Source organism: Neobacillus rhizosphaerae (genome assembly GCF_937468385.1).
Taxonomy (GTDB): Bacteria; Bacillota; Bacilli; order Bacillales; family Cytobacillaceae; genus Neobacillus; species Neobacillus rhizosphaerae.
On sequence record NZ_CALBWS010000019.1, the window covers coordinates 1 to 24,698 of the forward strand.

A 24,698-nucleotide genomic window follows, 5' to 3' on the forward strand; every position below is an offset into this window, starting at 1 on the left:
CACTTTAACCAGTTAAAGTGAAATACCCATTTCACTAGACGAAAGATGTGAAGTCTAGCTCTGCTCTCACCGCCTTTATTAGGTGACTACGGCTTGTTCTCTAAATTTATTTCCATGGTAGACAACCATGCCGTGTTGCGGCACAGCAAATGAAGGAAAGTTTAATTTTCAGGATAGGGTTGGGAGTTGAGGCTCATGATAGTTTTTTATGAAAAAATAGATTTAATCGCATCAATGAGCCGAATGAAAAATTGCTTGATTTTTTCAAAAAATCCTTGCCCTTCTTCAGAATGAATAAAATTTGAAATCCGGTCTTTTGCTTTATTAAGTTGATCACTTACTTGGTTCCAATCAATATTTAAATCCTTTAGCTTATTAAAAAAGTCAATCAGCCTTTTCATTTCCTTATCGGAAAGTTTAACGTTTAAATCCTTTGCCGCTTGTTCTATGATTTTTCGTAATTCCTCATCATTTTTCGGTTTATTCTTGGCGATTTCTTCTTTTACTTTGGCAATAAGTGCTGCGGCATTCTTATCGCCGATGGAATCACCCAATTTGGCTGTTTCAACCATTTCTTGGTTTGCCGCTTGTTTAACTTCTTCAGGGATGGTTTTATCAGCCGATATTTCGTATGCTTTTATTATTCCAGTTAGCGCTGCGGTTCCGGAAACGGCTATTGGGGCAGTAATATAAATGTTAGCATCCTTGACTCCTGCCGTTATCAAAGCATTCACATACATTTCATCGGTTACCCAATTGATATTCTTTGTTTTAACCGTTATCCCGGAACCCTTAGGTGCAATGGTAATGGCAGAGGACGAGATTGCCTTTGTACCAATTAATGACTTAGCTACATATTTCCCTAAATATTGATGTTCTTCCTGATTTGATACCGTTATGATTTGAACATCCTTCGGGGCACCCATTTCCGATAATAACACTTGTTTTTGCTCAGCAGATAAATTTTCACCTAATGTTACAATCATGTCTCCTTCAGCCATGTCAGCAAAGCTTTGGTGAGGGCTTATAAACATAATAACTGCGAGTATGAGAATAAGGATTTTTTTCATCGTGGACCTCCTCGAATTTCTTAAGCTAGTCATGAGAATATTTTGGCTCTGTTAATAATATAACCGAAACCTTTATTATAAACGTAAAAAATAGCCTATAAGTTTCATAGTTTTTAATCCTTTGGTGAAAGATATGCAAATTTTGTAAGAGAAATTAGATTATTTTTGTTTTTTGGTGTAGAATGGAGGTTAAAGAAAACTCACCGACTGGCGGGTCCCTAAGGGAGGTTCGTCGAAAAGTCAGCTTTTCGACTGCCAAGCTTTTGTTCACGAAGCATTCCTTAGAGCACTTATGCCTGATAGGCAAGATATACTTTCCTATCGGCCAAGAAAGAACTCTTTTTGGAGGATCGTTTTTAATGAAAAGAAACAACTGGGTTTTATTTGGTATTCTTATTGGCCTTTCCGTTATTTGGGGAATTATTTACTGGATCTTTATTGCGCCTACCCGATAGCAATAATTGTAATTGATGATTGCCCAATAGTTATGTATGATTGTTGTTAGTGAAACATTATAAATTCACCTACATATAATGAATAAGGTTTATTAATGATTTATTTGAAAAAAATATACTATTACTAAACCAGAGTGTTCATTGGTTTATTTAATATAATGAGGGATCTAAATGTTAATTCGTTATAAGAAAACATTCGAAAAAATTGCCATGGGTTTATTGTCTTTTATGCCGAATGAAAAGGATTTAAAGAAGCTTCAGCAAACCATGAAAGAATATGAGACTGAAGAGGATTGGCAGCTTTTTCTGTGGAAAGAAGAAGATATTATTGGACTCCTTGGGGTCCTGTACCATGAGGATAAAAATGCTCTAGAAATTCAGCATATTTCAGTCAATCCTTCCCATCGTTTTCAAGGGATTGGAAAAAGAATGGTTAAAGCACTAAAAGAAATGTATACAGATAAAGATATTATCTCAAATGAAAATACAGCAGCTTTTATTGAAAAATGTGAATTATGTTAGATTTTAGCGAGTGGCAGCGAATATAATTATTCGCTGCCTTTTCGCATCATTAAAGACTGATATCTTTCCTGAATAACGTCTGTTCTGTCCCGAAATTTATGACGATGAACTAGGTTATTATTAGTGATATCACTTTTTTGCCCCCATGTAAGTCCTTCACTTATACAAGATTTTTTACACAATTCTAATAAGACAGTGTCACAAATAGGCAAATCAAAGCTTTCATATACTACTTCTGTTTCAATGAATGATAAACGCTTTTTAAGTGACTCGGAGAGGAGAATTTTATCTAATCCAAGAATTGTTAACTCATCTACTTGTGTTTCAAAAATCTTTAACGATTTTTCTAACGTTTTTTTCGCACCTATAAAATTGCTTCTCCGGTGATGATAAGAAGAAACTGCTAATAAAATAAGACCGACCCAGATGGAATCCTTGTTCCTTGAATCTGTCTTTTTCCAATATTCTTCAAGTACTTCATGGCACTCAAAATAATCTCTGTCACCATGAAAATGGGTTAAAAATTGGATATATTCTTTCGGATACAAATAATCCCCCCTCAACTAATGAATAATACTTAGTTTATCATACTCGAATAGGTTCTTTGGTAAAAGGAATCCTGTAAAAAAAACCCGTCAGGATTGACGGGCCTTCGCTTGTTCTAATCAATTTGTCCGATCCAAAAAGGAACAAGGTTTCCAGCAGCTACTTCCTTTTTTATATTAATAGATCCAAGAAGCACCAACGATTATTAACAAAATAAATAGTACAACGATTAATGCAAAACCGCCTCCAAAACCGCCATCCATATATAAAACCTCCTAAAAGATATTGTTCTTTTCCATGTCATCTTATGTAGGAGATTTGTCCATTGTTATGGGCAAACATCATGTTTTCATAATAAAACCCTGCAAGGTTGAATTTTCTATTGGATAACCCAATTGAATCCACTATACTAGTAATAGTCATTGTAATAACTAAATGAATTTTATTTTTTAAGAATTTTGGTGAGATTAATGCCATATCAGGTGAAAATAGATGCGTTTGAAGGGCCATTAGATTTGCTGCTCCATTTAATAAATCGACTTGAAATTGATATATATGATATTCCAGTTGCCCAAATTACGGAACAATACTTAATTTATATTAAAACAATGAGTGAGCTTAAATTAGATGTGGCGAGCGAGTTTTTGGTTATGGCTGCTACCTTACTCGTCATTAAGAGTAAAATGCTTTTGCCGAAGCATGAAGAGTTTTTCGATGATGAAGACCATGAAATGCCCTTCGAGGAAGACCCAAGAGATGAACTGGTTGAGCGTTTGATTGAATATCGAAAGTACAAGGAAGCTGCCCATGATTTAAAGTCAATGGAAGAAGAACGCGGCTTAATGTATACAAAACCGCCGAGCGATCTTTCAGATTTTGCGAAAGATTTCCAGCCTCAAAAAGCAGAGTTAAATGTTTCTCTTTATGACATGTTAGCTGCTTTTCAGAAATTATTACGCAGAAAGAAACTCCAGCGGCCAATGGCTACGAAAATTGCCCGTCAGGAAATATCGATTGAAAAAAGAATGACTGAAATAATGGATGAATTAAAACAGCTTAAAGGGCGGAAAAATTTTAATGATTTATTTCCGTATCCTGGGAAGGAACATATCGTCGTTACCTTTTTAGCTATTTTGGAGCTTATAAAAAGAAAAGAAATTGACGTAGAGCAGCAAGAAAACTTTGGTGATATCTTTGTTGAAGCTCTAAAGGAAGGAGCAGATGTGGTTGGATATTATTAATTGGAGCAGCATACTCGAAAGTCTATTATTTGCAGCAGGTGATGAAGGGCTTTCGCTAAAGCAATTAGTAGAAGTCTTAGAGGTGGATGAACTGAAGGCGAGTGAAATCATTGAGGATGTAAAACATGAATATGAGCAAAACAATAGAGGAATCATGATTGTTCAGCTTGCAGGAACCTATCAATTGGCAACGAAGAAGGAAAATGCTGCTTACTTAAAGAAGCTGGTGGACTCTCCACATACAACGACTTTATCTCAGGCTGCACTAGAAACGTTGGCTATCATTGCCTATAAACAACCGATAACACGGGCGGAGATTGAAGAAATCCGTGGAGTAAAAACGGAAAGACCGCTACATACACTGAGTGCAAAAGTGTTAATAAAAGAGGTTGGTCGTGCAGAAGGAACAGGAAGAGCTTATTTATATGGGACGACGAAAGAGTTTCTCGATTATTTTGGTTTAAAAAGCTTGGAAGAACTACCACAACTTCCTGAAAAAGTAGCGGATGAATTTATTCAAGAGGAAGCAGATTTATTTTTTGAGAAATTCCAGGAAACGATTAACTCATAATTCCCCATTTATTAGGGGTATTTATGATAAAATAGAAATACGTTTTCAGTTAATTAGATCATAAAGAGAATGAGCTGAGCAATTCGATAAGGAGCGGGATGAAGGTGCTAATAAAAGAATGTAGAGGGTTTGAATTAGAAAAAGAAAAATCAAATACTTCGGAGGATTTTTTTAATAGGAGTGAAGTTACTTTCAGCGAAGATGGGCTGGAAAGAACGCTTCACGTTCTTTATGTTCGCTATTTTGATGAAGTCATCCAGGAATTTACTCCATACCAACAAGACCCGATCATTGTTCAAGAAGGAAAAGAGGTCAAGTTCAAGGATATCGTGGCACTTGTGTGTCTATTGAAAAATCCAGGCTTGCGCGGGCGGAAGCGCCTGTATATCAATTCCAAACATGAATTTGCTGCAAATTTTCAAGATATAAATTTTAATAAACTGCCAGAAATATTTCTAGCTTTGAATCAAAAAAGCAGCTATGAGCTCAGGTCTCCACTTGAGTTCATCATGCAACCTCAATAAAGGGAATTTGGAGAAAATCTAAGGGGGTAACTATGGGGAATACGTTAGTAAATTCACAACTAAACGATGTAAAAGGGTTCCTAAGTAAGACCATTTCAACTTTAGAGGATTTCTTAAATGAAACAACCATCACGCAATTGCATAATGAAAATGAAGAGGAACGGTCCTATACAAAATTAATTTTTTCAAATTTACGTAAGCTTATCGTGTATAGCGAGGAAGGCTTGGATGCCTGTTCGGTAATTTTTCAAAGTGAACCTTTTCAAAAAGCGGCAGCGGAAAAAATTCTTTACAAAATTTACCATCAATGTATAGAAGAATTTTTTGCGCCAAAGAATGATGCCTGGTACGAAGATAGCCGATCCGCCTATACAGGGAGGAATGCCATTAAGTTTTATCGTAATGTCCCGGATAGCATCGAGCAACTGCTTATTAGTCTTGAAGGTGAATTCCAGCGAATTAGAGAAGAACTTGAGTATTACGAAACGGATTACAGAACAAAAATGATTCAATCAAAATAAATCTACAAAGAAGGCTGCCTTTTTAAAGAGGTAGCCTTTTAACTTTTTCTAATCCGTTCTTAATAAATTTTACCTTTCATACCATTTAGGGAGAATTATTGATTTTGGAAAGATAATAGCGCTATGGAATGAGGGGGATAAGATGGATCGGTTTAGTCGATATGTCATTGAACTATTTGAATGGAATGAGCAAATGAAACAGTTCCTAAACTCTGAAAAGGTTGGTCAAGACTCAGAACTATGGGGAAAGCTTGAAGATTTTACGGAATTGATTGAAAGCACAAACCGTGAGTTATCAAATGAGGAGCTACTATCTCTTCAAACAAAAGCAGAGCATATCCATGAACAAATGGAAGATTACTTTAAAAGGAAGCAAGAGAAAGGAATTGGCGATATTTGGATGATTGAAAAACAAATTCCGCCGGGAGGCCATACGCTCCCAGGTCTTCCCTATCCCTATAATGCCTTAGAGCCCTATATTTCTGAAGAAATAATGCATCTGCATCACGATAAGCACCATCGTGCCTATGTTGATGGGTTAAATAAAGCAGAACTTAAGCTAAAAATAGCAAGGGAGACCAATGATTTTTCATTAATTAAACATTGGTCGAGAGAGCTTGCCTTTCACGGGTCGGGTCATTACCTTCATACAATTTTTTGGAAAAATATGAGCGCAAATGGCGGTGGAAATCCCCATGGACCGTTAAAAGAAGAAATAGATCAATACTTTGGTAGTCTTAACGCTTTTAAAAACCAATTTTCAGAAGCGGCTAAACAGGTTGAGGGTGTCGGCTGGGCCTTGTTAGTTTGGTCACCTAGGGCAAGGCATCTAGAAGTATTACAATCGGAACGGCATATGTTACTTACCCAATGGGATACGATTCCGCTTCTTGTCCTTGATGTTTGGGAGCATGCCTATTATCTGCAATATAAAAACAACAGGGCTGAATACGTGGACAAATGGTGGAATATCGTTAATTGGCATGATGTCGAAATGAGGTTTGAAAAAGCAGCAGATATTAAATGGCCTGCATTTTAAAAGTGAAGAGTTCTTATTGAAGCATTCGACAGTTGTCGGGTGCTTTCGTTTTTCTCAAGGAAGTAGTCATATCAAACCTTGTCCTGCATAAAATTGAATTGTACAAGACTAGACAAGTAGATTGTAAGAAAAGCGTAAGCGCCCGTTTAGCGGCGTATGGACTCCTCGAAAAAGCTAACGCTTTTTCTTCGTGCGATGCCTATGCTGCCGAAGCCTTCCTTATGGAGCGCTTCAACTGAGATAAAGGAAACACGGTGAGCGTAAGTGAACCGATGTTGACTTATCGTAGGGAGAAGCGTGAAGTCCACTAGCAGCTGGGCGCTGGAGCTAGACAATTCTCAAAGTCTAATGATATAAATTCTGATTTTATAAGAAGGGGACGAGGTAAATCTGATGAGAATGATTTCGAAGTTAGTAATTTTTTTCCTCATGGTCTCACTATTCATTGCAAACATTCCTCAAAAGGTGGATGCTTCCCTTGGAGTAAGTGCAGCTAGTGCCGTACTTATCGAGCAGAAATCTGGTCGGGTCCTTTTTGAGAAAGATGCCTACACAAAAAGGAGGATTGCGAGCATAACAAAAATTATGACAGCGATTCTCGCGATTGATTCAGGGAAAATGAATCAAATGGTAAAGATAAGTGAAAAGGCGACTCGTGCTGAAGGGTCATCCGTTTATTTAAAACCAGGAGAAAAAATCCAACTGAACGATCTGGTTTATGGATTGATGCTAAGATCTGGAAATGATGCCGCAGTAGCAATTTCCGAATATATTGGTGGAAGTGTCGATGGATTTGCCTATTTAATGAATCAAAAAGCAAAGGAAATTGGGATGTATAATACCCATTTTGCTAATCCGCATGGACTAGATGATCATGAAGATCATTATTCAACAGCATATGATATGGCCATTCTGATGCGCTATGCTATGAAAAATAAGACATTCCAAAAAATCTCTAGTACCAAGGTATATCATGCTCCGAATCCAACAGAAAATTGGGACCGCGAGTGGAAAAACAAAAACCGCCTGCTTTCAAAATACAAATATTGCACAGGAGGAAAGACAGGGTTTACAAAAAGAGCGAAAAGAACGCTTGTCACTACCGCAACAAAAGGAGATATGAGCCTGATTGCTGTAACCTTGAATGGACCCGATGATTGGAATGATCATATTTCGATGTATGAAAATGGCTTTAAAGGGTTCGACATGATTGAAGTGTTGTCGAAGGGTAAAATTGATTTAGTGAAAAACAAATATTATAAAAATCATTTGTACGTAAAAAAGTCTATTGTCTATCCTGCTACAAGCGCTGAAGCGGACTTATTTTCAGTGAAATTTAAGTTAAATAAGCCGGAGAAAAACTGGGGTTCTTCTAAGAAAAGGGAAAAAGTTGTTGGGAAGGCAGCTGTTTATTTGGATGGGAGAGTTGTACAGGAAACCCCGATTTACTATGGAAACGTTCCTGAAAAGAAGAAAGGGCTGTTCCATTTTATTATGGAAATTTTCCTTTCAGTCATCGGTGTGAACGCTAATGGTTAATTATATATGGGTATTTATGACGATCATAGGGATTGTTTTTGCACTGATTAATGGAACCATGGAGGAAGTAAACAAGGCAATATTTGATGGTGCAAAAGAAGCGGTAACTCTTTGTATCGGTTTAATTAGTGTTCTTGTTTTCTGGCTAGGAATGATGCGAATTGCAGAGGAGTCAGGCCTCCTTGAACGTCTTTCTAAACTATTTCGACCAGTAGTAAAAATCATTTTTCCCGAAGTCCCCACAAACCACCCCGCGATGGGGTATATCTTATCTAATATGATTTCTAATATGTTTGGGTTGGGGAATGCAGCAACTCCTCTCGGAATTAAAGCAATGGAGGAACTTAAGAAATTAAATGGGGGGAAGAATGCTGCAAGCAGGTCAATGGTTACCTTTTTAGCTATAAATACAGCAAGTATTACAATTATTCCGACAACCGTTATTGCCATTCGAATGAATTATAAATCCACTTCTCCCACTGAAATTGTTGTTCCAACCATTATTGCCACCATACTCTCGGCAATAGGGGCAATCTTGATAGACCGCTACTTTTATTATCGCAGAAGCCGTAAAGGGTGAAAATATATGGAACTAATTTCGCTAATTTCGTTGACTTTTATCCCTTTATTAATAGGGTTTATTCTATTATATGGAACCTTTAAACAAGTACCAACTTATGAAAGCTTTGTTGAAGGTGGAAAAGAAGGAATAAAAATAGCGGTATCCATCATTCCATTTCTTGTCGGGATGCTGGTCGCCATCTCTATATTTCGTGCATCTGGTGCACTGGACGCATTAATGAATTGGATTAGGCCGCTTACGAAAGCGATGGGAGTACCAGCGGAAATTGTGCCATTGCTAATCATCAGGCCCATTTCGGGAACAGCTGCTCTTGGCATGACCAGTGATTTAATTGCTATCTATGGTCCGGATTCTTTTATTGGCCGGCTTGCATCAGTATTACAAGGGAGCACGGACACGACCTTTTATGTATTAACCGTATATTTTGGTGCAGTTGGAATTAAAAAAATGGGGGATGCTCTTAAAGTTGGCCTTCTTGCAGACGTTGTAGGAATTGTTGCGGCAATTGCTGTGGTTGCCTTGGTATTTGGAACAAAATAAGCTGAAATTAAGAAAAAGAGAGAAAAAGTAAGTTCTCATATTGGGAACTTACTTTTTTTCTTCATTATTAAAGCCCGTTACTTTGAAAAGTGGAGAAATTGTGTCATAATTCATTAGAATAGTAAGGTGAAAAGGCTTTATATGTAAATAGGAAATATTCCTATTTACAAAACAGAGTGAAAAAGCGTAAAAATGGGCCAAACTTTCATATTCGGAAAAATTTAGAGGTGAAATAAATGGAAAGATTACAAAAAGTTATTGCTCGAGCTGGGATTGCTTCCAGAAGAAAATCTGAGGAACTAATAAAAGAAGGCAGAGTAAAGGTTAATGGAAAGGTCGTTACTGAGCTGGGTTTGAAAGTTACTTCTTCCGATAAAATTGAAGTAAATGAAATCCAAATTGAGAAAGAAGAGCCTGTCTATTTTCTTTTATATAAACCAAGAGGAGTCATTTCAAGTGTCAGCGATGAGAAGGGCAGGAAAGTCGTTACTGATTTCTTTTCTAACTTTAAAGAAAGAATTTTCCCAGTTGGCCGCTTAGATTATGATACATCAGGATTATTGCTGTTAACGAATGACGGGGAATTTGCCAATTTGCTTATGCACCCAAGTAATGAAATTGAAAAAGTGTATGTTGCAAAAACAAAGGGCATCCCGCTCCCAGAGAACCTAAGAAAATTACAAAAAGGAATTCGGCTGGAGGACGGGAAAACAGCACCAGCCAAAGTGAAAATGCTCTCAGGAGATAAGAAAAAACAATCAGCTATAGTTGAGATTAGTATTCATGAAGGAAGGAATCGTCAGGTTAGAAGGATGTTTGAAGCAATTGGTCATGACGTAATGAAATTAAAGCGTGAGCGATATGGATTCTTGACCTTGAACGGGTTAAAGGCAGGAGAGGCAAGGGAACTGACTCCACATGAGGTAAAGCAGTTGAGGGCCTTAGCAATGGGTGTTTCTAAAAAAAATTCATAGAATCGTCACAAATAGTTTCTTTCATTGACACTATATTGATATTGCAAAGTGCTATAATTTATACAAACTGTGTCTGTTGATTTACTGGAGGGTTCTTTATGAAAAAACGGCGATTAGTAATAAGAACTATTATTTTGCTTGTACTTGGTGCTGCCGTTGTTTACACGCTATATGCTAATTTTACTAAAGACAAAAAACAAAAAGTGGCAGTTGGTGACTCGGCGCCTGATTTTGCGCTGGTTGATATAGAAGGAAACAAACATCGACTTTCTGATTATCGAGGACAAGGAGTGTTCTTGAATTTTTGGGGAACATGGTGTCCTCCGTGTAAGAAAGAAATGCCATATATCAATAATCAATACCATCAATTTAAAGACAGAGGGGTTCAGCTTATGTCTGTAGATATACAGGAATCCCCACTCGCCGTTCAACAATTTGCAGACCGCCTTAAGCTTGATTTTCCCATTATGATTGATCCAGAAAAAGAAGTTATGAATACTTATGGTGTTGATCTGCTTCCAGCCACATTTTTAATTGATAAAGATGGGAAGGTTGTAAAATATCATACGGGAGAGCTGACTGAAAATATGATTAAGGAATTTATGGAGAAAATTAAACCTTAAGGTTGTAGGGAGTTTTTTAGTATGAAAGATGTGAAATGTGAATGCGGCCATGTGAATCCCCATGGAACCGTGTTGTGTGAGGCCTGCGGTAAGGTGTTGGACGAACGAGAAAACAAGGATCAATTACTTGATATGCGCTATGAAGGTAGTGCACGCCGCTCACAAACATATAATAAAACGATTGTGGATAAAATATGGAATTTCTTTTCGTCGGTAAAGGTCGGCGTCTGGCTAATTATCATTACCTTACTTGCTTCCATACTAGGAACCATACTTCCACAGAAAATGTATATCAACCTGCCTCCTGATGTGTATTATGAGCAAGAGTATGGTTGGTTTGGAAAATTATATTACCAGTTAGGTTTACATGATTTGTATGGCTCATGGTGGTATTTATTGTTAATCTCTATGATTGGAATTTCACTTGTCATTTGTAGTCTTGATCGGGTTGTACCTTTATATAAGGCCTTAAAAGCGCAAAGAGTAACAAGAAATGAAGGATTCCTTAAGCGTCAACGTCTATTTGGGACCAACCATGTGATAGATGACCAGGACTTCGACATTGTGAAGAAACATTTAAAGGAAAAACACTACCACGTTCGTGAAGAAAATGGCGATTTATTAGCGGAAAAGGGCCGTTTTTCCCGCTGGGGTCCATACGTTAACCATGTAGGTTTAATCATTTTCTTATTTGGGGGAATGCTCCGTTTTTTCCCTGGGATGTATGTCAATGAAAACTTGTGGGTGAAAGAGGGAGAAACCACCGCAGTCCCAGAAACGGGAGAAACATTTTATCTGCAAAATAATCAATTTATTTTACAGCACTATGATAAAAATAAAGATAAAGCCTTCGAAAAAGCGATTGAACAGGCTGGTGAGGTCGTAAAGAATTATCAATCTAACGTCGTTTTATACAAACGGGTTGGTGAAAGTCTTCCTGGGGAGAAGCCAAAGCTTGAGAAGGTAACAGACTATAAGGTTCGTGTCAATCACCCATTAACCTTTGATGGTTACTCTGTTTTCCAATCCTCTTTTAGAAGTGAGCTAAAAGCAATGACCTTTATGCTGACAAATAAAAATACGAATCAGACTTTTGGAGAGATGAAAATCAACTTTGAGGATCCAAAGGAAAAGTATGATCTTGGAAATGGCTATTCGGTGAAAATTCTTAATTATTTTCCGGATTTTGAATTTGATAAGAACGGGGATCCATCAACGAAATCGCGAGTACCAAACAATCCTGCCTTTATTTTTCAAATGATATCTCCTGAAAATCCAGATGGTGAAAAGAGTTTTGTCGCAATTAAACAGACCATTGAGCCCTTTGGGGATAATACTTATAAGATGGCTTTTAAGGGTATTGAAACAAAAAATGTTTCAGGATTTATTGTTCGCAAGGATTCGACATTATGGGTGATAATTTTGGGTGGAATCCTTTTCATGATTGGTGTTATTCAAGGGGCTTATTGGAACCACCGTCGGATTTGGGTCCAAAATAAAAACGGACAGATTTGGATTGCTGCCCATACGAATAAAAATTGGTATGGTCTTAAACGGGAGATTGAAAAGGTAATAGAGGATACGAAGCTTAACATGCCAGACGATCAACTTCAAAGTGAACAAGCGGATAAGGGGGGAGTTTAGTTGGCAACAATAAGTAGTAATTTATTGTTTATTGCTTTTATTCTATATTTAGTTGCAACCCTATTTTATGGGGGATCAATTAAATCTAAGAAAGAGCTAAACGAAAAGAAAGAAACCAACAAATGGGGGAAAATTGCAGTTGTTTTAACAATTGTGGGTTTTATTGCACAGCTTGGTTATTTTATTACAAGATGGATTGCTGCTGGTCATGCTCCAGTTAGTAATATGTTTGAGTTTACTACATTTTTTGGGATGGCACTTGTAGGTGCATTTATTGTTATTTATTTTATTTATCGGACAACCTTACTGGGGTTATTTACTATGCCAGTGGCTATTTTAGTTATTGCCTATGCAAGTATGTTCCCTAAGGACATTACTCCATTAATTCCAGCGTTACAAAGCTATTGGCTTCATATTCATGTTACGACGGCAGCAATTGGGGAAGCGATCTTGGCAATTAGTTTTGCCGCTGGGTTAATTTATCTCGTCAAGGCGATTGATCAAACAAAATTGAACAAACGAAACTTTTGGCTTGAAGTAGTTATGTTTGCACTAGTAGCCGTCCTAGGCTTTGTTGCAGTTTCAACTGTCTTTTCAGCAGCAGGTTATCATGAGAAATTTAATTGGACAGATAAACATGGAACTGTAGCCGTTGTTGAATATACCATGCCGGCTATTTCTGGTCCTCATGCCGGAGAATTGCTTACAAAGGATGGATTTAAACCGCTGATTGAAATGCCGGCATTCATTAATGCCAAAAAATTAAATACTGTTATTTGGTCATTAATGGCCGGTATTCTCCTTTACGGCTTAATTAGATTAATATTAAGGAAGCGGATTGCCGCAGCACTTCAACCGTTGGTTAAAAACATTAAACTCGACTTTGTCGATGAGATTAGCTACCGATCTGTATTAATTGGTTTCCCGGTATTTACCTTAGGTGCGCTCATTTTTGCGATGATTTGGGCGCAAATGGCTTGGTCCAGATTCTGGGGCTGGGACCCAAAAGAGGTATGGGCCTTAATCACATGGCTATTCTATGCTGCGTTTTTACATCTACGTCTTTCAAAAGGGTGGCATGGTGAAAAATCAGCATGGCTTGCCGTCCTTGGATTTGTTATAATCATGTTTAATCTTGTTGCTGTAAATTTGGTTATTGCTGGCCTCCATTCCTATGCTGGTTCGTAATTTTCCATCTCGACTAATATAAATTTTATAGCCTTCACTTTCTGTTGAGTGAAGGCTTTTTTTAAAATCAAAAAATAATTTATTATTAGTATTTGACATTGTCAAATTATTGACACTTTTTATAGGAGTAATTGTCCTGAAAAGATAGCAAAAAATAATAACATTTCGTAAAATAAACTCCATGGGGGGATTAATAATGGAAAAAGACGTGAAAATTTTAGTAGTTGATGATGAAGAAAGAATTCGCCGTTTATTAAAAATGTATTTAGAGCGTGAAGAGTATATGATTGATGAAGCAGAAGACGGTAATGAGGCTTTAACAAAAGCAATTGCCAATGACTATGATGTCATTCTTCTTGACTTAATGATGCCAGGTAAGGATGGTATCGAAGTTTGTCGCGAACTAAGGGAGAAAAAAGCTACGCCGATAATCATGTTAACGGCAAAAGGTGAAGAAATCAATCGCGTTCAGGGCTTCGAAGTGGGCACAGATGATTATATTGTCAAGCCATTTAGCCCGCGCGAGGTTGTTTTACGTGTTAAAGCGCTACTAAGAAGGTCATCGCAAACAAGTTATCTGCAAACGGAAACAACTACGAAGGATGTCATTGTTTTCCCACACCTTACCATTGATAATGACGCACATAGGGTAACGGCTGATGGCAAAGAAGTTAGCTTAACACCAAAAGAATATGAATTGCTTTACTTCCTTGCTAAAGCACCGGACAAAGTATTCGATCGTGAACAATTACTGAAAGAAGTTTGGCACTATGAATTTTTCGGTGATTTACGGACGGTTGATACCCATGTAAAGCGACTCCGTGAGAAATTAAATAAAGTGTCCGAACAAGCAGCAAGAATGATCGTAACAGTTTGGGGAGTAGGCTATAAATTTGAGGTAATTAATGAATGATCTTTTTACGAAGTGTTGTAGGTAAGCTTTGGTTTACCATCCTTTTATTAGTATCATTTGTGCTGTTCATCTTAACAGTCATGCTGCTTGAATTTTTCCAAAACTACAACATCGATGTTACAAAGAAGGACTTAACCAACACCGCTGAAAAAATAGCCCATGTTTTGGAAGAACATCCGGAAGATAAATTCCCGCTTGGTTTAGAAATATCTTGGGAAATTATCGATGATGTTACCCAAGTGGTTATCGTAAAAAGCGACCAAGAAATCTATTACTCTCCAAATACGGAAAAGGCAAAAAAATTATCATTAACGGAAATAAAACATGATCCGGAACTATCAAAGGTGTTCCGCTTAGACACATCAGTTGAAAAAATGTCAAATCTTTCAGCTAATAATGGTAATAGAGATACCAACTATTCGATAATAGGTGTCCCACTACATTTGCCTGGTGAAAAAAATGGAGCCGTTTTTATTTATCAATCTTTAGAAGATATGCAGGAAACCTCACAATCAACAACCAAGTTTATTCTTCTCGTTGCAGGTGTCGCCATTATTCTAACAACTATTTTTGCGTTCTTTTTATCTACGAGAATCACTGCACCACTTAGAAAAATGAGGGAGGCTGCGTTCGAAGTAGCTAGAGGGAAATTTGATACAAAGGTTCCTATCTTAACTCATGATGAAATTGGGGAGTTGGCAACGGCCTTTAATCAGATGGGCCGGCAATTAAAGTTTAATATGAATGCTCTCAGTCAGGAAAAAGAACAGCTTGCAAGTATCTTAAGTAGTATGGCAGATGGAGTCATTACTTTTAATCGGGATGGTACGATATTAATCACCAATCCTCCTGCAGATCGATTTCTTCAATATTGGTATTACGAAAAAGGAGGATTTGAAACTGATTCTGAGGGGATTCCAACGCAAGTTATGGAACTTTTTCAACAAGCTGTTGATACAGAAAAAGAGCAGATCGGTGAAATTTCACTTCAAGGCCGTCATTGGGTTATTCTGGTTAGTCCGTTGTATAGTAACCAATTTATTCGCGGGGCAGTTGCAGTTCTAAGGGATATGACCGAGGAAAGGCAATTAGATAAAATGAGGATAGATTTCATTGCCAATGTTTCACATGAACTGAGAACACCTATTTCCATGCTGCAGGGATATAGTGAGGCAATTGTAGACGATATCGCTGAATCGCAAGAAGAGAAAAAAGAAATGGCAAAGGTTATTTATGATGAATCATTGCGTATGGGCCGGCTTGTTAACGAGCTTCTTGATCTAGCTCGTATGGAGGCTGGACATCTTCAATTATCGTTTGAAGATATAGACTTATCTCCATTTATCAATCGAATTATTCATAAATTCCAAGGCTTAGCTAAGGATAATGAAATTCAATTAAATGCGGAAATTGAAGACGGAATATCGTCGGTTTCCTTTGATCCTGATCGGATTGAGCAGGTTCTCACTAACTTAATTGATAATGCTATTAGGCATACTCCAAAAGGTGGGTCTGTAAGGTTAAAGGCTACTTCTGAAGACATGGGCATCAGATTGGAAGTAAAAGATTCAGGCTCCGGAATTCCTGAAGAAGATTTGCCCTTCGTTTTTGAGCGATTTTATAAAGCCGATAAAGCGAGGACAAGGGGGAGAGCTGGTACAGGACTTGGGCTGGCAATAGTGAAAAATATTATTGATGCGCATCATGGGTCTGTTTCTGTTCAAAGTAAAATGGGTCTAGGGACAACATTCACTTTCCTGCTACCTCGAAAAAAGTAATATTACCAATGATTTTGCCGATTGTTCTTGATTCACGAGAAACAAATCAAAAGCTCATCGCCTTCTTAGGTGGATGAGCTTTTTCTAATGAGGAATTGAATTTTGCCATGAATGGATTTACAGCTAATACCTTCCTTTTTAGCTAAAAAAAGTCTATATTAAAAAGGATGTAACCTTTTTTACATAAATTTCGACTAATACTATGAACGGGGAGGGGAATGGATGGACTCCGTTTTCGATGAACTTTATCAAAAATATCATCATGACGTTTTTCAATTTCTATTTTATATGGTTAGAAATAAAGAGCACGCTGAGGATCTTGTTCAAGAAGTCTATATACGAGTATTTAAGTCTTATCAAAATTTCGAAGGAAAAAGCAGTGAAAAAACATGGCTGTTTTCCATTGCACGAAACGTAGCCATCGACTTTTTCCGTAAACAAAAGGGCTGGAAGGAGAAATTACTTGAAAAATTTGATTGGTCAACGAATCAGGTAAAGGATGAGTATCCAATACCAGAAGAGATTACCGTCCAAAAGGAAGAAATTCTATGGATTTACAAATGCCTTGAATTTTGCACTATGGACCAACGAGCCGTTATCATTTTGCGATATCTTCAGGATTTGTCGATTGCTGAAACAGCAAAGGCTTTAGGGTGGACGGAGAGTAAGGTTAAAACAACACAGCACCGCTCGTTAAAGGTTTTGAAAAAGCAAATGGAATTGTTTTATGAGAAGGAGGGATTAACAAGTGAAAAAGTCAGAGTGGAGCGATAGAGAGCTCGAAGAATTATTAAGGCTAATGCCAAAAATACAAGATCATCGCGATCCTCGTGACATTTACCAAAATGTTTCTCTTAAAAAGCGTAAAACCAAATCATGGATGTTACCTGGTATAGCTGCAGCAGCAGCATTGTTTCTTTTTTTCATTTTAGCTCCAAAACTAATGGATAGTACAAATTACTCTCACGATAAAACCCAAGAGCAAAAATCATCGGGAAATCAAAAAATGAAGATTGCTGACAAAAGGGATACCTCAATGATAGCATTACAAAAAGACGATCCTGCCGTCGCAAAAGAAAATTCACCTAAAACTGTTGATAAACCTGAACTAATGAGCACAAACAGTACCAAAACAGCTATCTATGATGAAGAAGTAGGAGACGGAACAGTGTTAACCTATTGGATACCCGATCCAGATGTTCAAATACTCATTCCTGTTTCCATTATCGTTCCTGCTGCGGAGGATACGTCCAGGCTTACTCTGTTTAATGAAAATATGGCGAACTTAAAGGAAAAAGAGTGGGGATTAAGTGATTTCTACCCGCTTGATCTGACAAGGGAGCTTTATGAAGAAAATAATAGTATCAATGTTGATGTTCCTGAGAACCATCAGTACGGACTGGGATCTATGGAACCAATTTTTATTAATGCATTAATAAATGATATATCTTCCAATAGCATTAGTAATAAGATAATACTTACAACAAATGGTCAACCTGGAATTGATTTTGAGAGATTTGGGAAGCAGGAAAATCTTGATATTGTTAATAAAAAAAATCATGCCTTTTTCTTTTACTATCCCAAAGGTAGCGACTACCCATTCCTAACACCATCTGAAGATTCGTATAAAGATATAAATACAGCCTTTAATGCAATGCAGACCGATAAACCAGTACTAGGTTTAAAAAGTTCACTATTGCCATTACAGCCGTTAAATGACGTTACTGTTATTGATAGAACCTTATATGTATCATTTAAGGGTCATTCGGACTTGAAAGATAATCAGCTCACTTCATCTTCTTTTGAGGCTCTATTGCTAACCGCAAAAGAATTTGGTTTGGAAAAAGTGATTGTAAAGGATTCTCCGATAACACACATCGGTTCATTCGATTTATCCAAAGAGAACAAAGTGCCAGTAGCGCCTAATTTACGCACCATCCAATAGACATATCAAATCAACCCATAGTGGTTGATTTTTTTTATGAATAAAATAGTGAAATACTCCAAATTATAACAAGTATGCTCAAGTCACTCCTCGAAGTGTCAAAATGTACTAAACATGAACAAACGGACATATGGTGTGGAGGAGAGGACAAGTTATAAGGAGGAAAATCGAAAATGCGTGACTACATAAAGAGATTTTTGATTGCCATTATTATGGCGCTTTGTATCAGTTTATTATTTTTGGGTGGAAAACATTCAGAGGCGGCAAGTTTGTCTGATACAAAGGAAATAAAGGACAGCTGGATTTGGCCATCAGATGGTGTCATTTCGGATACATATGGAACGAGGCATGGAAAGCATAAAGGAATTGATATAGCCGGAAAATGGGATACTCCTGTTCTTGCTGTTGACGATGGATTGGTGGTGAAATCGTACTACTCTAATACATATGGGAATGTAGTGTTTATTAAACACCCAAATCAATTTGTAACGGTTTATGCCCATTTAAACAAGCGGGCTGTTTCAGCGGGGCAAAATATTGAGCAGGGTGAGGTAATTGGGAATATGGGGAAAACAGGGCAGGCAACCGGAACTCATCTTCATTTTGAAGCCCATCAATTAGAATGGAGATTCGATAAGAAAAATGCACAGGATCCAGAAATACTGCTTGGAAAAGTGGATGTTGGCGAAGCTGTACAGGGGGGCATTGCAGGTATCGGTAATAACGTTATGGTAGCAAGTAGCCATTTATACCCGCAAATTCAGCAAGAGGAAGCGAGAGGAATAGATTCACCAACCAATGGAAGATATATTGTTAAACCTGGGGATACATTGTACTCCATTTCAAGGAAACAAAATATTTCAATAAATCGAATAAAAGAAATAAATCATCTCCATTCAGACTTAATTAAGGTAAATCAAACTTTAATCGTTCAGTAATTGTGTAACCTGTAGACATAGATGCTGCTGGTTTATGGTGCGAAAATGTTTAATAATAAACAATAAAATAAATGGATATTTCTTTTGCTTAACAAAAGCTGCGTTTTCTAGTATAATAATCTTGTAATTTAATATCGATCTATCTTCGGGGCAGGGTGAAATTCCCGATCGGCGGTATTTGAGTTATTCTCATAAGCCCGCGAGCCTTTATAGGCAGGATTTGGTGTGATTCCAAAGCCGACAGTATAGTCTGGATGGGAGAAGATGGAGGTTCTGCAGACGTTCAAAAAATAATGATTAATTGAACGTTTATTAAGCGTGCCTTAGTAACTCCCTCAAGTAATTATTCTTGGGGGATTTTTATTTACATGGGTCGACAGTTTGCTGAACCTCTCTTCCTTACGCGATGGATCAAAAAAAGGAGAGAGGAAGATGAAAAAAATGAAGAACACAAAGGTAAAGACTATGGTGACAATTGGAATGCTGAGCAGTATCGCATATCTTTTAATGCTATTAAATTTTCCGCTGCCGCCGTTCCAAAATTTTTTATTAGTCGATTTCAGCGACATTCCAGCGTTAATTGCAGCTTTAATCTTTGGACCAATAGCGGGAATATTAGTTGAATTTTTCAAAAATGTTCTAAATTATATTGCGACTGGAAGTCAAACGGGGATTCCGATAGGCCATATTGCTAATTTTCTGGCGGGCATTCTGTTTATTTTACCGACCTATTATGTATACAATAAAATAAAGACGAGAAAAGGCATGACATTTGCTTTAATACTCGGCACAATGACAATGGCAGTTATGATGAGTGTATTAAATTATTTTTTTATTCTCCCTGCCTATACAGCAATTTTGCATTATCCTGACCTGCGTAACTATGTGGTACCTGGAATTCTACCGTTCAATATACTAAAAGGTGTTGCCATGTCTTTCGTCTTTATGTTACTGTTCACTAGAATGCAGGCGTGGATTAATAAATCTTCAACGGTAAAAAGTGCATAATAGCGTGAAAAGCAATCAGGTTTTTACTCCTGGTTGCTTTTATTTTTATAACTCTGTAAATAAGAAAACCCCCGCCTAAGGAAGGTGGGGGTTAGTAGCTTAAGAATATCTTTTGGACAAAATATTATTCGAATTTAGTTGGATTGCCGTCAAAGGATTCGTCAGCAACTTTGATTGAATCAGTTGGACAGCCTTCAAATGCATCCATCATATCATCGATCAATACATCTGGAATTTCAACGATACCTTCATTATCGTCAAGAGTTACAAATGCAATACCTTCATCATCATAATCATAAATATCTGGTGCAGCAGCGCCACATGCACCACATGCGATGCAAGTTTCCTTATCCACAATTGTATACTTTGCCATGAAAAAAACCTCCCAATTAAATAACAAAAATTATTCTTACTCATTATCCATGTTTAAAATGGAAACGCATAACTCATTTCTATTGTAAAACTGTATGAGCAACTTTTCAATAGAAAAATACTATTAAAAACGTGGTTGTTTATTTGATTTTCTTAAACTTCCACATATTTGGGCAACAAACTCCTTCATTTCATGTTAAAATAAGAATAGAAAAAAACGGTATTTTGTCGATATAAAGCGAAAAAGTGATGGGAGGCCCTGAATGCTGCAAATAGAACCCATTATTTTATATTGTTTAAAACAATTAGACAGTGAACGGACGATTTATTCTGTCTATCACCTTTTGAATGGAAAAAAATCCTCACAAACCATCCAGGATGCTCATTTATATTCATTGAAAAAGTTTTTTGGGATATATGAATCTTTAACGAGAGAATCCTTTGAAGAAATAATTCAATCCTTGCTAAAAAAAAAGTGGATCTATCCCTCAAGGGAGCAGCGATTCCTTGTGACATCCTTGGGGAAGTCAGTTTTAACCACCCATCCACTACCCTATTTTATGAATGGATGGAAATATCATTTATTCACATCGCAGGTTTGGGAAAGACTGAGTCTATTTATTCAGGTCACTTCGAATCTTGTTTACCAGGAAGCAAGGTACGTTCCCATCCAAAAAAACAAAGATGTTCATAAATGGCTGAAAGCTGTTTTAAAAGAAGTCCAAGCACCAAGGAAAGAAGTTGGCAGTCTTGTTTTTTTCGAGCTGGTAGACTGTTTCAATGATGCAACTGAGATAGATCCCTCTCTATTGGTATTTCGGTTAACTGGTTTTCAACAAATAGGATTAACTCCTATGCAGGCAGCCCAAAAGTTACATATGGAAATTCACGATTACCATATCGGATTTATTCACACACTTCATTACTTGATTCAAAAAATTAACTGCCAGTCTAATCGTTTTAGGATTCTATCCCTTCTTTTCCACGATCTGCAGCAAGATAATGAATTAACTCACTCTTCACAGAAAACGTGGGCCTTATTGAAACAGGGATATTCCCTTGATATGATTGCCACTTACAGGCATTTGAAATTAAGTACTATTGAAGACCATCTCGTTGAGTTTGCCTTAAATATAGATAATTTTCCTATAGATGATTATGTAGATAAAGAGTTACAAACAAAGATTTTAGAAATATCCCGGGACTCAGCAACGAGACAGCTAAAGATTATTAGGGAAAAACTGAAGACAGCAACTTATTTTCAAATTAGATTAGTGCTGGCAAAGTATGGTGGTCGATAATGGAGTTAGAAAGTATTTTAGAAAAACATTTTGGTTATCATTCGTTTAAAACAGGACAAAAAGAAGTCATTTCGTCCATACTTGCCGGGCAACATACATTGGCGATGCTGCCGACAGGTACAGGAAAATCGTTGTGTTACCAGCTTCCTGGTTATGTTTTAAAAGGGCAGATTTTGATTATTTCTCCACTTCTTTCTCTTATGCAGGACCAAGTGGAGCAGTTTAAGCGGTTTGGCGAAAAAAGGATCATTGCCTTGAATTCTTTTCTTTCTGTCGCAGAAAGAAATAGTGCACTTCGGCAGCTAAGCAGCTACAAGTATATTTTTATTTCTCCTGAAATGTTGCAGATTCCCTTTATTATTAGCAGGATTCAGGAAATGACAATCTCGTTGTTTGTGGTCGATGAGGCCCATTGTATCTCCCAATGGGGTTATGATTTTCGTCCCGATTATTCAAAGCTGGGTGAGATTCGAAAGAAGCTTGGGAATCCCCTCACACTTGCCCTTACAGCGACAGCGACAAGTAAGGTGAGAGAGGACATTATAGCTTCCCTTGGGTTAGAAGAAATGATCAAAGTAGAATCGACGATTGACCGCCCGAATATTGCCTACTATGTTGAACAAATAACCGATTACCATGATAAGCAAAACCGAGTAATTGACCTAGTTTCATGGCTTCAAAAGCCTGGAATCATATATTTTTCTAGTAAAAAAGCTGCTGAACAAATGGCGTCACTATTGGTAGAAAAAGAAATATGTCAAGCAATGGCCTACCATGGGGGATTAGATCAAACTTCAAGAATTTTGATTCAACAACAGTTTATATACGGCCAGCTCGATGTAATCTGTGCAACAAGTGCATTTGGAATGGGCGTAAATAAAGAAAATATTCGATTTATTATCCACTTTCACATGCCGATGCAAATAGAATCCTATCTACAGGAAATCGGCAGGGCAGGACGGGATGGATTGCCTAGTATTGCTATTCTATTATATTCGCCAGGTGATGAGCAGCTTCCGATTCAGCTTGCAGAAGGGGAATTGCCATCTATGCAGCAAATTGATTGGCTGTTCAACAGATTGGCGGATGAACAACCATTAATGGATGGAAGATTTAAATTAAACAATCACTTAAAAGAGCTTGGTGGTTTTTCAGAAATACAATGGCGAATTATTGAGGATTTTGTTTACAGTCCACAACAACAAACAAGTTCCAGTGATTATTTACAAGTAACGATTAAAGAATTTGTTAAGAAAAGAATAGCAATTAAGAAATCGAATATTTTTAGAATGAAAAAATGGGTAGAATCAACCTCATGCAGACGTGAATCAATCTTAGATTATTTTACTGAAATATTATCCGACAAAGTTCCTTCGTGCTGCGATCAATGTGGTTTGCAATTAAGCGAGTATAAATCCAATAAAAAAACTCCAGTTTTAACAGCTGAAGAGGAGAAGTGGAAGGATTATCTTGCCAAAATATTACTTAATAGTGGGTTGACCAAATGAAAAAGAAGTATAATGACCTAATCTCAAGTTTAACTGAAAAAGAATTGCTATTTCATTTGTATATAACCCAAATAATTCTCCTTGCGATTTCGTTCATTTTAGGGTTTCTTTTATTTGATCATTTCTCCTTTTTGAACAATATTCACTTGAATGACTTAAATATTGTGGTCATTGGAATACCTGCAGGTGTTACAGTTGTTATAATGGATATTGTATTAATGAAATGGTTGCCTTCATCTTATTATGATGACGGTGGGTTGAATGAAAGGATTTTTAAAAAGAGAACGACCTTACATATCTTGGTGATTGCTGCATTTGTGGCTTGTAGTGAGGAATTGCTATTCCGTGGAATTATTCAAACAAAGGTTGGTCTCATCCTGGCCAGCATTATTTTCGCTGTCATTCACTTTCGCTACCTGTTTAATTGGTTCTTATTTCTTAATATTGTCTTATTAAGTTTTATTATTGGAATGGTATATGAGTGGACCGGTAATTTAGCTGTAACCATTATGATGCATTTTGTTATCGATTTTCTTTTGGGTGTATATATAAAAATTAGCCGAATGAAAAATGGCTGATGAACAAGGGGGAACTGCTCCATGAACAAAGAAGAACCATATAGAGATCAAGCGGAAAGATTAAAGCAGCGGATTCAAAAAATTAATGAACAAAATGAATTAATTGAAGAAAGTGACCATTTACCTCCTAGAGAGGAGATCCATCGTCAAAAGAAGAAAAAAACAAAATGGAAGCTAAAATACCCAATCATTCGCTTATTAGTTTTATGTTTTATCCTACTTCCTATCATAATTTTAAGTGTAATTTCATATCTTAATGATGGAAAATTAATGAATGTAAATGAAAAAACTTCTGGCGGCACAGTCGGATATGAAACCGTCAACTTTGAAAAGTCGAAAAAAGAAAACAAAGCTAATTCCAATAAATCTGAGAAAGCCAAGGAAACTAAGCAAGATAATAGTGAAATAGGTAATCCTGAGGAAAAAAAAGAAGAGCCTAAGGTCGACATTGAACAGCCAGATGCTAATAATCATCCTAATACAACTGTTCAAACCCCAAGTTCAAATGTAGACAATACCAATAAGCAGGATTTAGATAAGAATAGTCAGTCACAAACAGAGACGAATAAAAGCCCAACCAATACGACGACAACCCAGACAAGTAAAATCATATATCATAAAGTTCAGCCTCAAGAAACCCTTTTTAAACTTGGGAAAAAGTATTACCAATCAGCAAAAGGTATCGATATTATTAAGAAAGCCAACAATCTGAAGAGCGATGAAATTCAAGTTGGTCAGGTTTTGAAAATACCATTAAACAAGTAACCGATCAATATC

Annotated in this window: 27 protein-coding genes and 1 riboswitch; of the genes, 23 read left to right on the forward strand and 4 right to left on the reverse strand. The window is 37.0% G+C overall.

The genetic code is table 11. From position 1 onward, the window contains the following. Positions 1-206: 206 nt before the first annotated feature. Positions 207-1,070 (reverse strand): DUF1002 domain-containing protein, encoded by an 864-nt coding sequence (locus M5A78_RS14345; RefSeq protein ID WP_248735963.1) that lies wholly within the window; start codon positions 1,068-1,070, stop codon positions 207-209. Between the two features lie 626 nt (positions 1,071-1,696). Here M5A78_RS14345 and M5A78_RS14350 point away from each other — a divergent pair. Then, positions 1,697-2,047: a GNAT family N-acetyltransferase gene (locus tag M5A78_RS14350; protein WP_248735964.1), complete on the forward strand. Its 351-nt coding sequence runs from the start codon at positions 1,697-1,699 to the stop codon at positions 2,045-2,047. Between the two features lie 26 nt (positions 2,048-2,073). Here the strand turns inward: M5A78_RS14350 and M5A78_RS14355 are convergent, their stop codons facing one another. Next, entirely contained in the window at positions 2,074-2,595 is a 522-nt protein-coding gene (locus tag M5A78_RS14355) for a DUF309 domain-containing protein (RefSeq protein WP_248735965.1), read from the reverse strand. Positions 2,596-2,769: 174 nt separating this feature from the next. Then, positions 2,770-2,856, reverse strand: coding sequence for a YjcZ family sporulation protein (locus M5A78_RS14360; RefSeq protein ID WP_248736060.1), 87 nt, complete (start codon positions 2,854-2,856; stop codon positions 2,770-2,772). Positions 2,857-3,063: 207 nt separating this feature from the next. Between M5A78_RS14360 and M5A78_RS14365 the strand changes: the two genes are divergently transcribed. The 18 genes from M5A78_RS14365 to M5A78_RS14450 all read left to right on the forward strand — a co-directional run bounded on the left by M5A78_RS14365 (position 3,064) and on the right by M5A78_RS14450 (position 20,162). Further along, a complete protein-coding gene (locus M5A78_RS14365) occupies positions 3,064-3,834 on the forward strand; it encodes a segregation/condensation protein A (RefSeq protein ID WP_248735966.1) in 771 nt (256 codons plus the stop codon). Next, positions 3,821-4,405, forward strand: a complete 585-nt coding sequence (scpB, locus tag M5A78_RS14370; RefSeq protein WP_319942295.1) for an SMC-Scp complex subunit ScpB — start codon at positions 3,821-3,823, stop codon at positions 4,403-4,405. Before M5A78_RS14365 ends, scpB begins: the two co-directional genes overlap by 14 nt. Before the next feature lie 98 nt (positions 4,406-4,503). Further along, positions 4,504-4,929, forward strand: a complete 426-nt coding sequence (locus tag M5A78_RS14375; protein ID WP_248735968.1) for a hypothetical protein — start codon at positions 4,504-4,506, stop codon at positions 4,927-4,929. Positions 4,930-4,961: 32 nt separating this feature from the next. Beyond that, on the forward strand, positions 4,962-5,450 hold the full coding sequence (locus M5A78_RS14380) for a YpuI family protein (RefSeq protein WP_248735969.1): 489 nt from the start codon (positions 4,962-4,964) through the stop codon (positions 5,448-5,450). A gap of 142 nt (positions 5,451-5,592) precedes the next feature. Beyond that, entirely contained in the window at positions 5,593-6,489 is an 897-nt protein-coding gene (locus M5A78_RS14385) for a superoxide dismutase (RefSeq protein WP_248735970.1), read from the forward strand. A 393-nt stretch (positions 6,490-6,882) separates the two neighbouring features. Beyond that, on the forward strand, positions 6,883-8,028 hold the full coding sequence (locus M5A78_RS14390; protein WP_248735971.1) for a D-alanyl-D-alanine carboxypeptidase family protein: 1,146 nt from the start codon (positions 6,883-6,885) through the stop codon (positions 8,026-8,028). Next, positions 8,021-8,608 carry a nucleoside recognition domain-containing protein gene (locus tag M5A78_RS14395; RefSeq protein WP_248735972.1) on the forward strand — a complete coding sequence of 196 codons (588 nt, stop codon included), beginning with the start codon at positions 8,021-8,023 and terminating at the stop codon, positions 8,606-8,608. The genes M5A78_RS14390 and M5A78_RS14395 overlap by 8 nt, the downstream gene beginning before the upstream one ends. 6 nt (positions 8,609-8,614) lie before the next feature. Next, the gene (locus M5A78_RS14400) at positions 8,615-9,151 is read left to right on the forward strand and encodes a spore maturation protein (protein WP_248735973.1); all 537 of its coding nucleotides are present in this window, start codon (positions 8,615-8,617) and stop codon (positions 9,149-9,151) included. A gap of 236 nt (positions 9,152-9,387) precedes the next feature. Next, positions 9,388-10,125 (forward strand): 23S rRNA pseudouridine(2605) synthase RluB, encoded by a 738-nt coding sequence (rluB, locus tag M5A78_RS14405; RefSeq protein ID WP_248735974.1) that lies wholly within the window; start codon positions 9,388-9,390, stop codon positions 10,123-10,125. A gap of 98 nt (positions 10,126-10,223) precedes the next feature. After that, complete coding sequence (gene resA / locus M5A78_RS14410; RefSeq protein ID WP_248735975.1) at positions 10,224-10,748, forward strand: thiol-disulfide oxidoreductase ResA; 525 nt, start codon at positions 10,224-10,226, stop codon at positions 10,746-10,748. A gap of 21 nt (positions 10,749-10,769) precedes the next feature. Further along, positions 10,770-12,392, forward strand: a complete 1,623-nt coding sequence (gene resB, locus M5A78_RS14415) for a cytochrome c biogenesis protein ResB (RefSeq protein WP_248735976.1) — start codon at positions 10,770-10,772, stop codon at positions 12,390-12,392. After that, complete coding sequence (gene ccsB / locus M5A78_RS14420) at positions 12,393-13,580, forward strand: c-type cytochrome biogenesis protein CcsB (RefSeq protein ID WP_248735977.1); 1,188 nt, start codon at positions 12,393-12,395, stop codon at positions 13,578-13,580. It abuts the gene before it with no gap. A 196-nt stretch (positions 13,581-13,776) separates the two neighbouring features. Further along, positions 13,777-14,493 carry a response regulator transcription factor gene (locus M5A78_RS14425; RefSeq protein ID WP_248735978.1) on the forward strand — a complete coding sequence of 239 codons (717 nt, stop codon included), beginning with the start codon at positions 13,777-13,779 and terminating at the stop codon, positions 14,491-14,493. Next, positions 14,490-16,271 carry an ATP-binding protein gene (locus tag M5A78_RS14430; protein WP_248735979.1) on the forward strand — a complete coding sequence of 594 codons (1,782 nt, stop codon included), beginning with the start codon at positions 14,490-14,492 and terminating at the stop codon, positions 16,269-16,271. Before M5A78_RS14425 ends, M5A78_RS14430 begins: the two co-directional genes overlap by 4 nt. A 222-nt stretch (positions 16,272-16,493) precedes the next feature. Further along, positions 16,494-17,045, forward strand: a complete 552-nt coding sequence (gene sigX / locus M5A78_RS14435; protein ID WP_248735980.1) for an RNA polymerase sigma factor SigX — start codon at positions 16,494-16,496, stop codon at positions 17,043-17,045. Beyond that, on the forward strand, positions 17,020-18,216 hold the full coding sequence (locus M5A78_RS14440; protein WP_248735981.1) for a hypothetical protein: 1,197 nt from the start codon (positions 17,020-17,022) through the stop codon (positions 18,214-18,216). Before sigX ends, M5A78_RS14440 begins: the two co-directional genes overlap by 26 nt. 173 nt (positions 18,217-18,389) lie before the next feature. Continuing rightward, the gene (locus M5A78_RS14445) at positions 18,390-19,154 is read left to right on the forward strand and encodes a peptidoglycan DD-metalloendopeptidase family protein (protein ID WP_248735982.1); all 765 of its coding nucleotides are present in this window, start codon (positions 18,390-18,392) and stop codon (positions 19,152-19,154) included. 137 nt (positions 19,155-19,291) lie between these two features. After that, positions 19,292-19,424: riboswitch (FMN riboswitch) on the forward strand. A 171-nt stretch (positions 19,425-19,595) separates the two neighbouring features. Further along, the gene (locus tag M5A78_RS14450; protein WP_248736061.1) at positions 19,596-20,162 is read left to right on the forward strand and encodes an ECF transporter S component; all 567 of its coding nucleotides are present in this window, start codon (positions 19,596-19,598) and stop codon (positions 20,160-20,162) included. 124 nt (positions 20,163-20,286) lie between these two features. Here the strand turns inward: M5A78_RS14450 and M5A78_RS14455 are convergent, their stop codons facing one another. Further along, complete coding sequence (locus tag M5A78_RS14455) at positions 20,287-20,535, reverse strand: ferredoxin (protein ID WP_066060880.1); 249 nt, start codon at positions 20,533-20,535, stop codon at positions 20,287-20,289. Between the two features lie 262 nt (positions 20,536-20,797). On the opposite strand from M5A78_RS14455, the gene M5A78_RS14460 reads away from it, so the two are divergent. The 4 genes from M5A78_RS14460 to M5A78_RS14475 are packed head-to-tail and all read left to right on the forward strand — an operon-like array spanning position 20,798 to position 24,686. Next, on the forward strand, positions 20,798-21,835 hold the full coding sequence (locus M5A78_RS14460; RefSeq protein WP_248735983.1) for a helix-turn-helix domain-containing protein: 1,038 nt from the start codon (positions 20,798-20,800) through the stop codon (positions 21,833-21,835). Further along, positions 21,835-23,343 carry a RecQ family ATP-dependent DNA helicase gene (locus M5A78_RS14465; protein WP_248735984.1) on the forward strand — a complete coding sequence of 503 codons (1,509 nt, stop codon included), beginning with the start codon at positions 21,835-21,837 and terminating at the stop codon, positions 23,341-23,343. Before M5A78_RS14460 ends, M5A78_RS14465 begins: the two co-directional genes overlap by 1 nt. Beyond that, positions 23,340-23,921: a CPBP family intramembrane glutamic endopeptidase gene (locus tag M5A78_RS14470; RefSeq protein ID WP_248735985.1), complete on the forward strand. Its 582-nt coding sequence runs from the start codon at positions 23,340-23,342 to the stop codon at positions 23,919-23,921. Before M5A78_RS14465 ends, M5A78_RS14470 begins: the two co-directional genes overlap by 4 nt. 21 nt (positions 23,922-23,942) lie before the next feature. After that, a complete protein-coding gene (locus M5A78_RS14475) occupies positions 23,943-24,686 on the forward strand; it encodes a LysM peptidoglycan-binding domain-containing protein (RefSeq protein WP_248735986.1) in 744 nt (247 codons plus the stop codon). Positions 24,687-24,698: the final 12 nt, after the last annotated feature.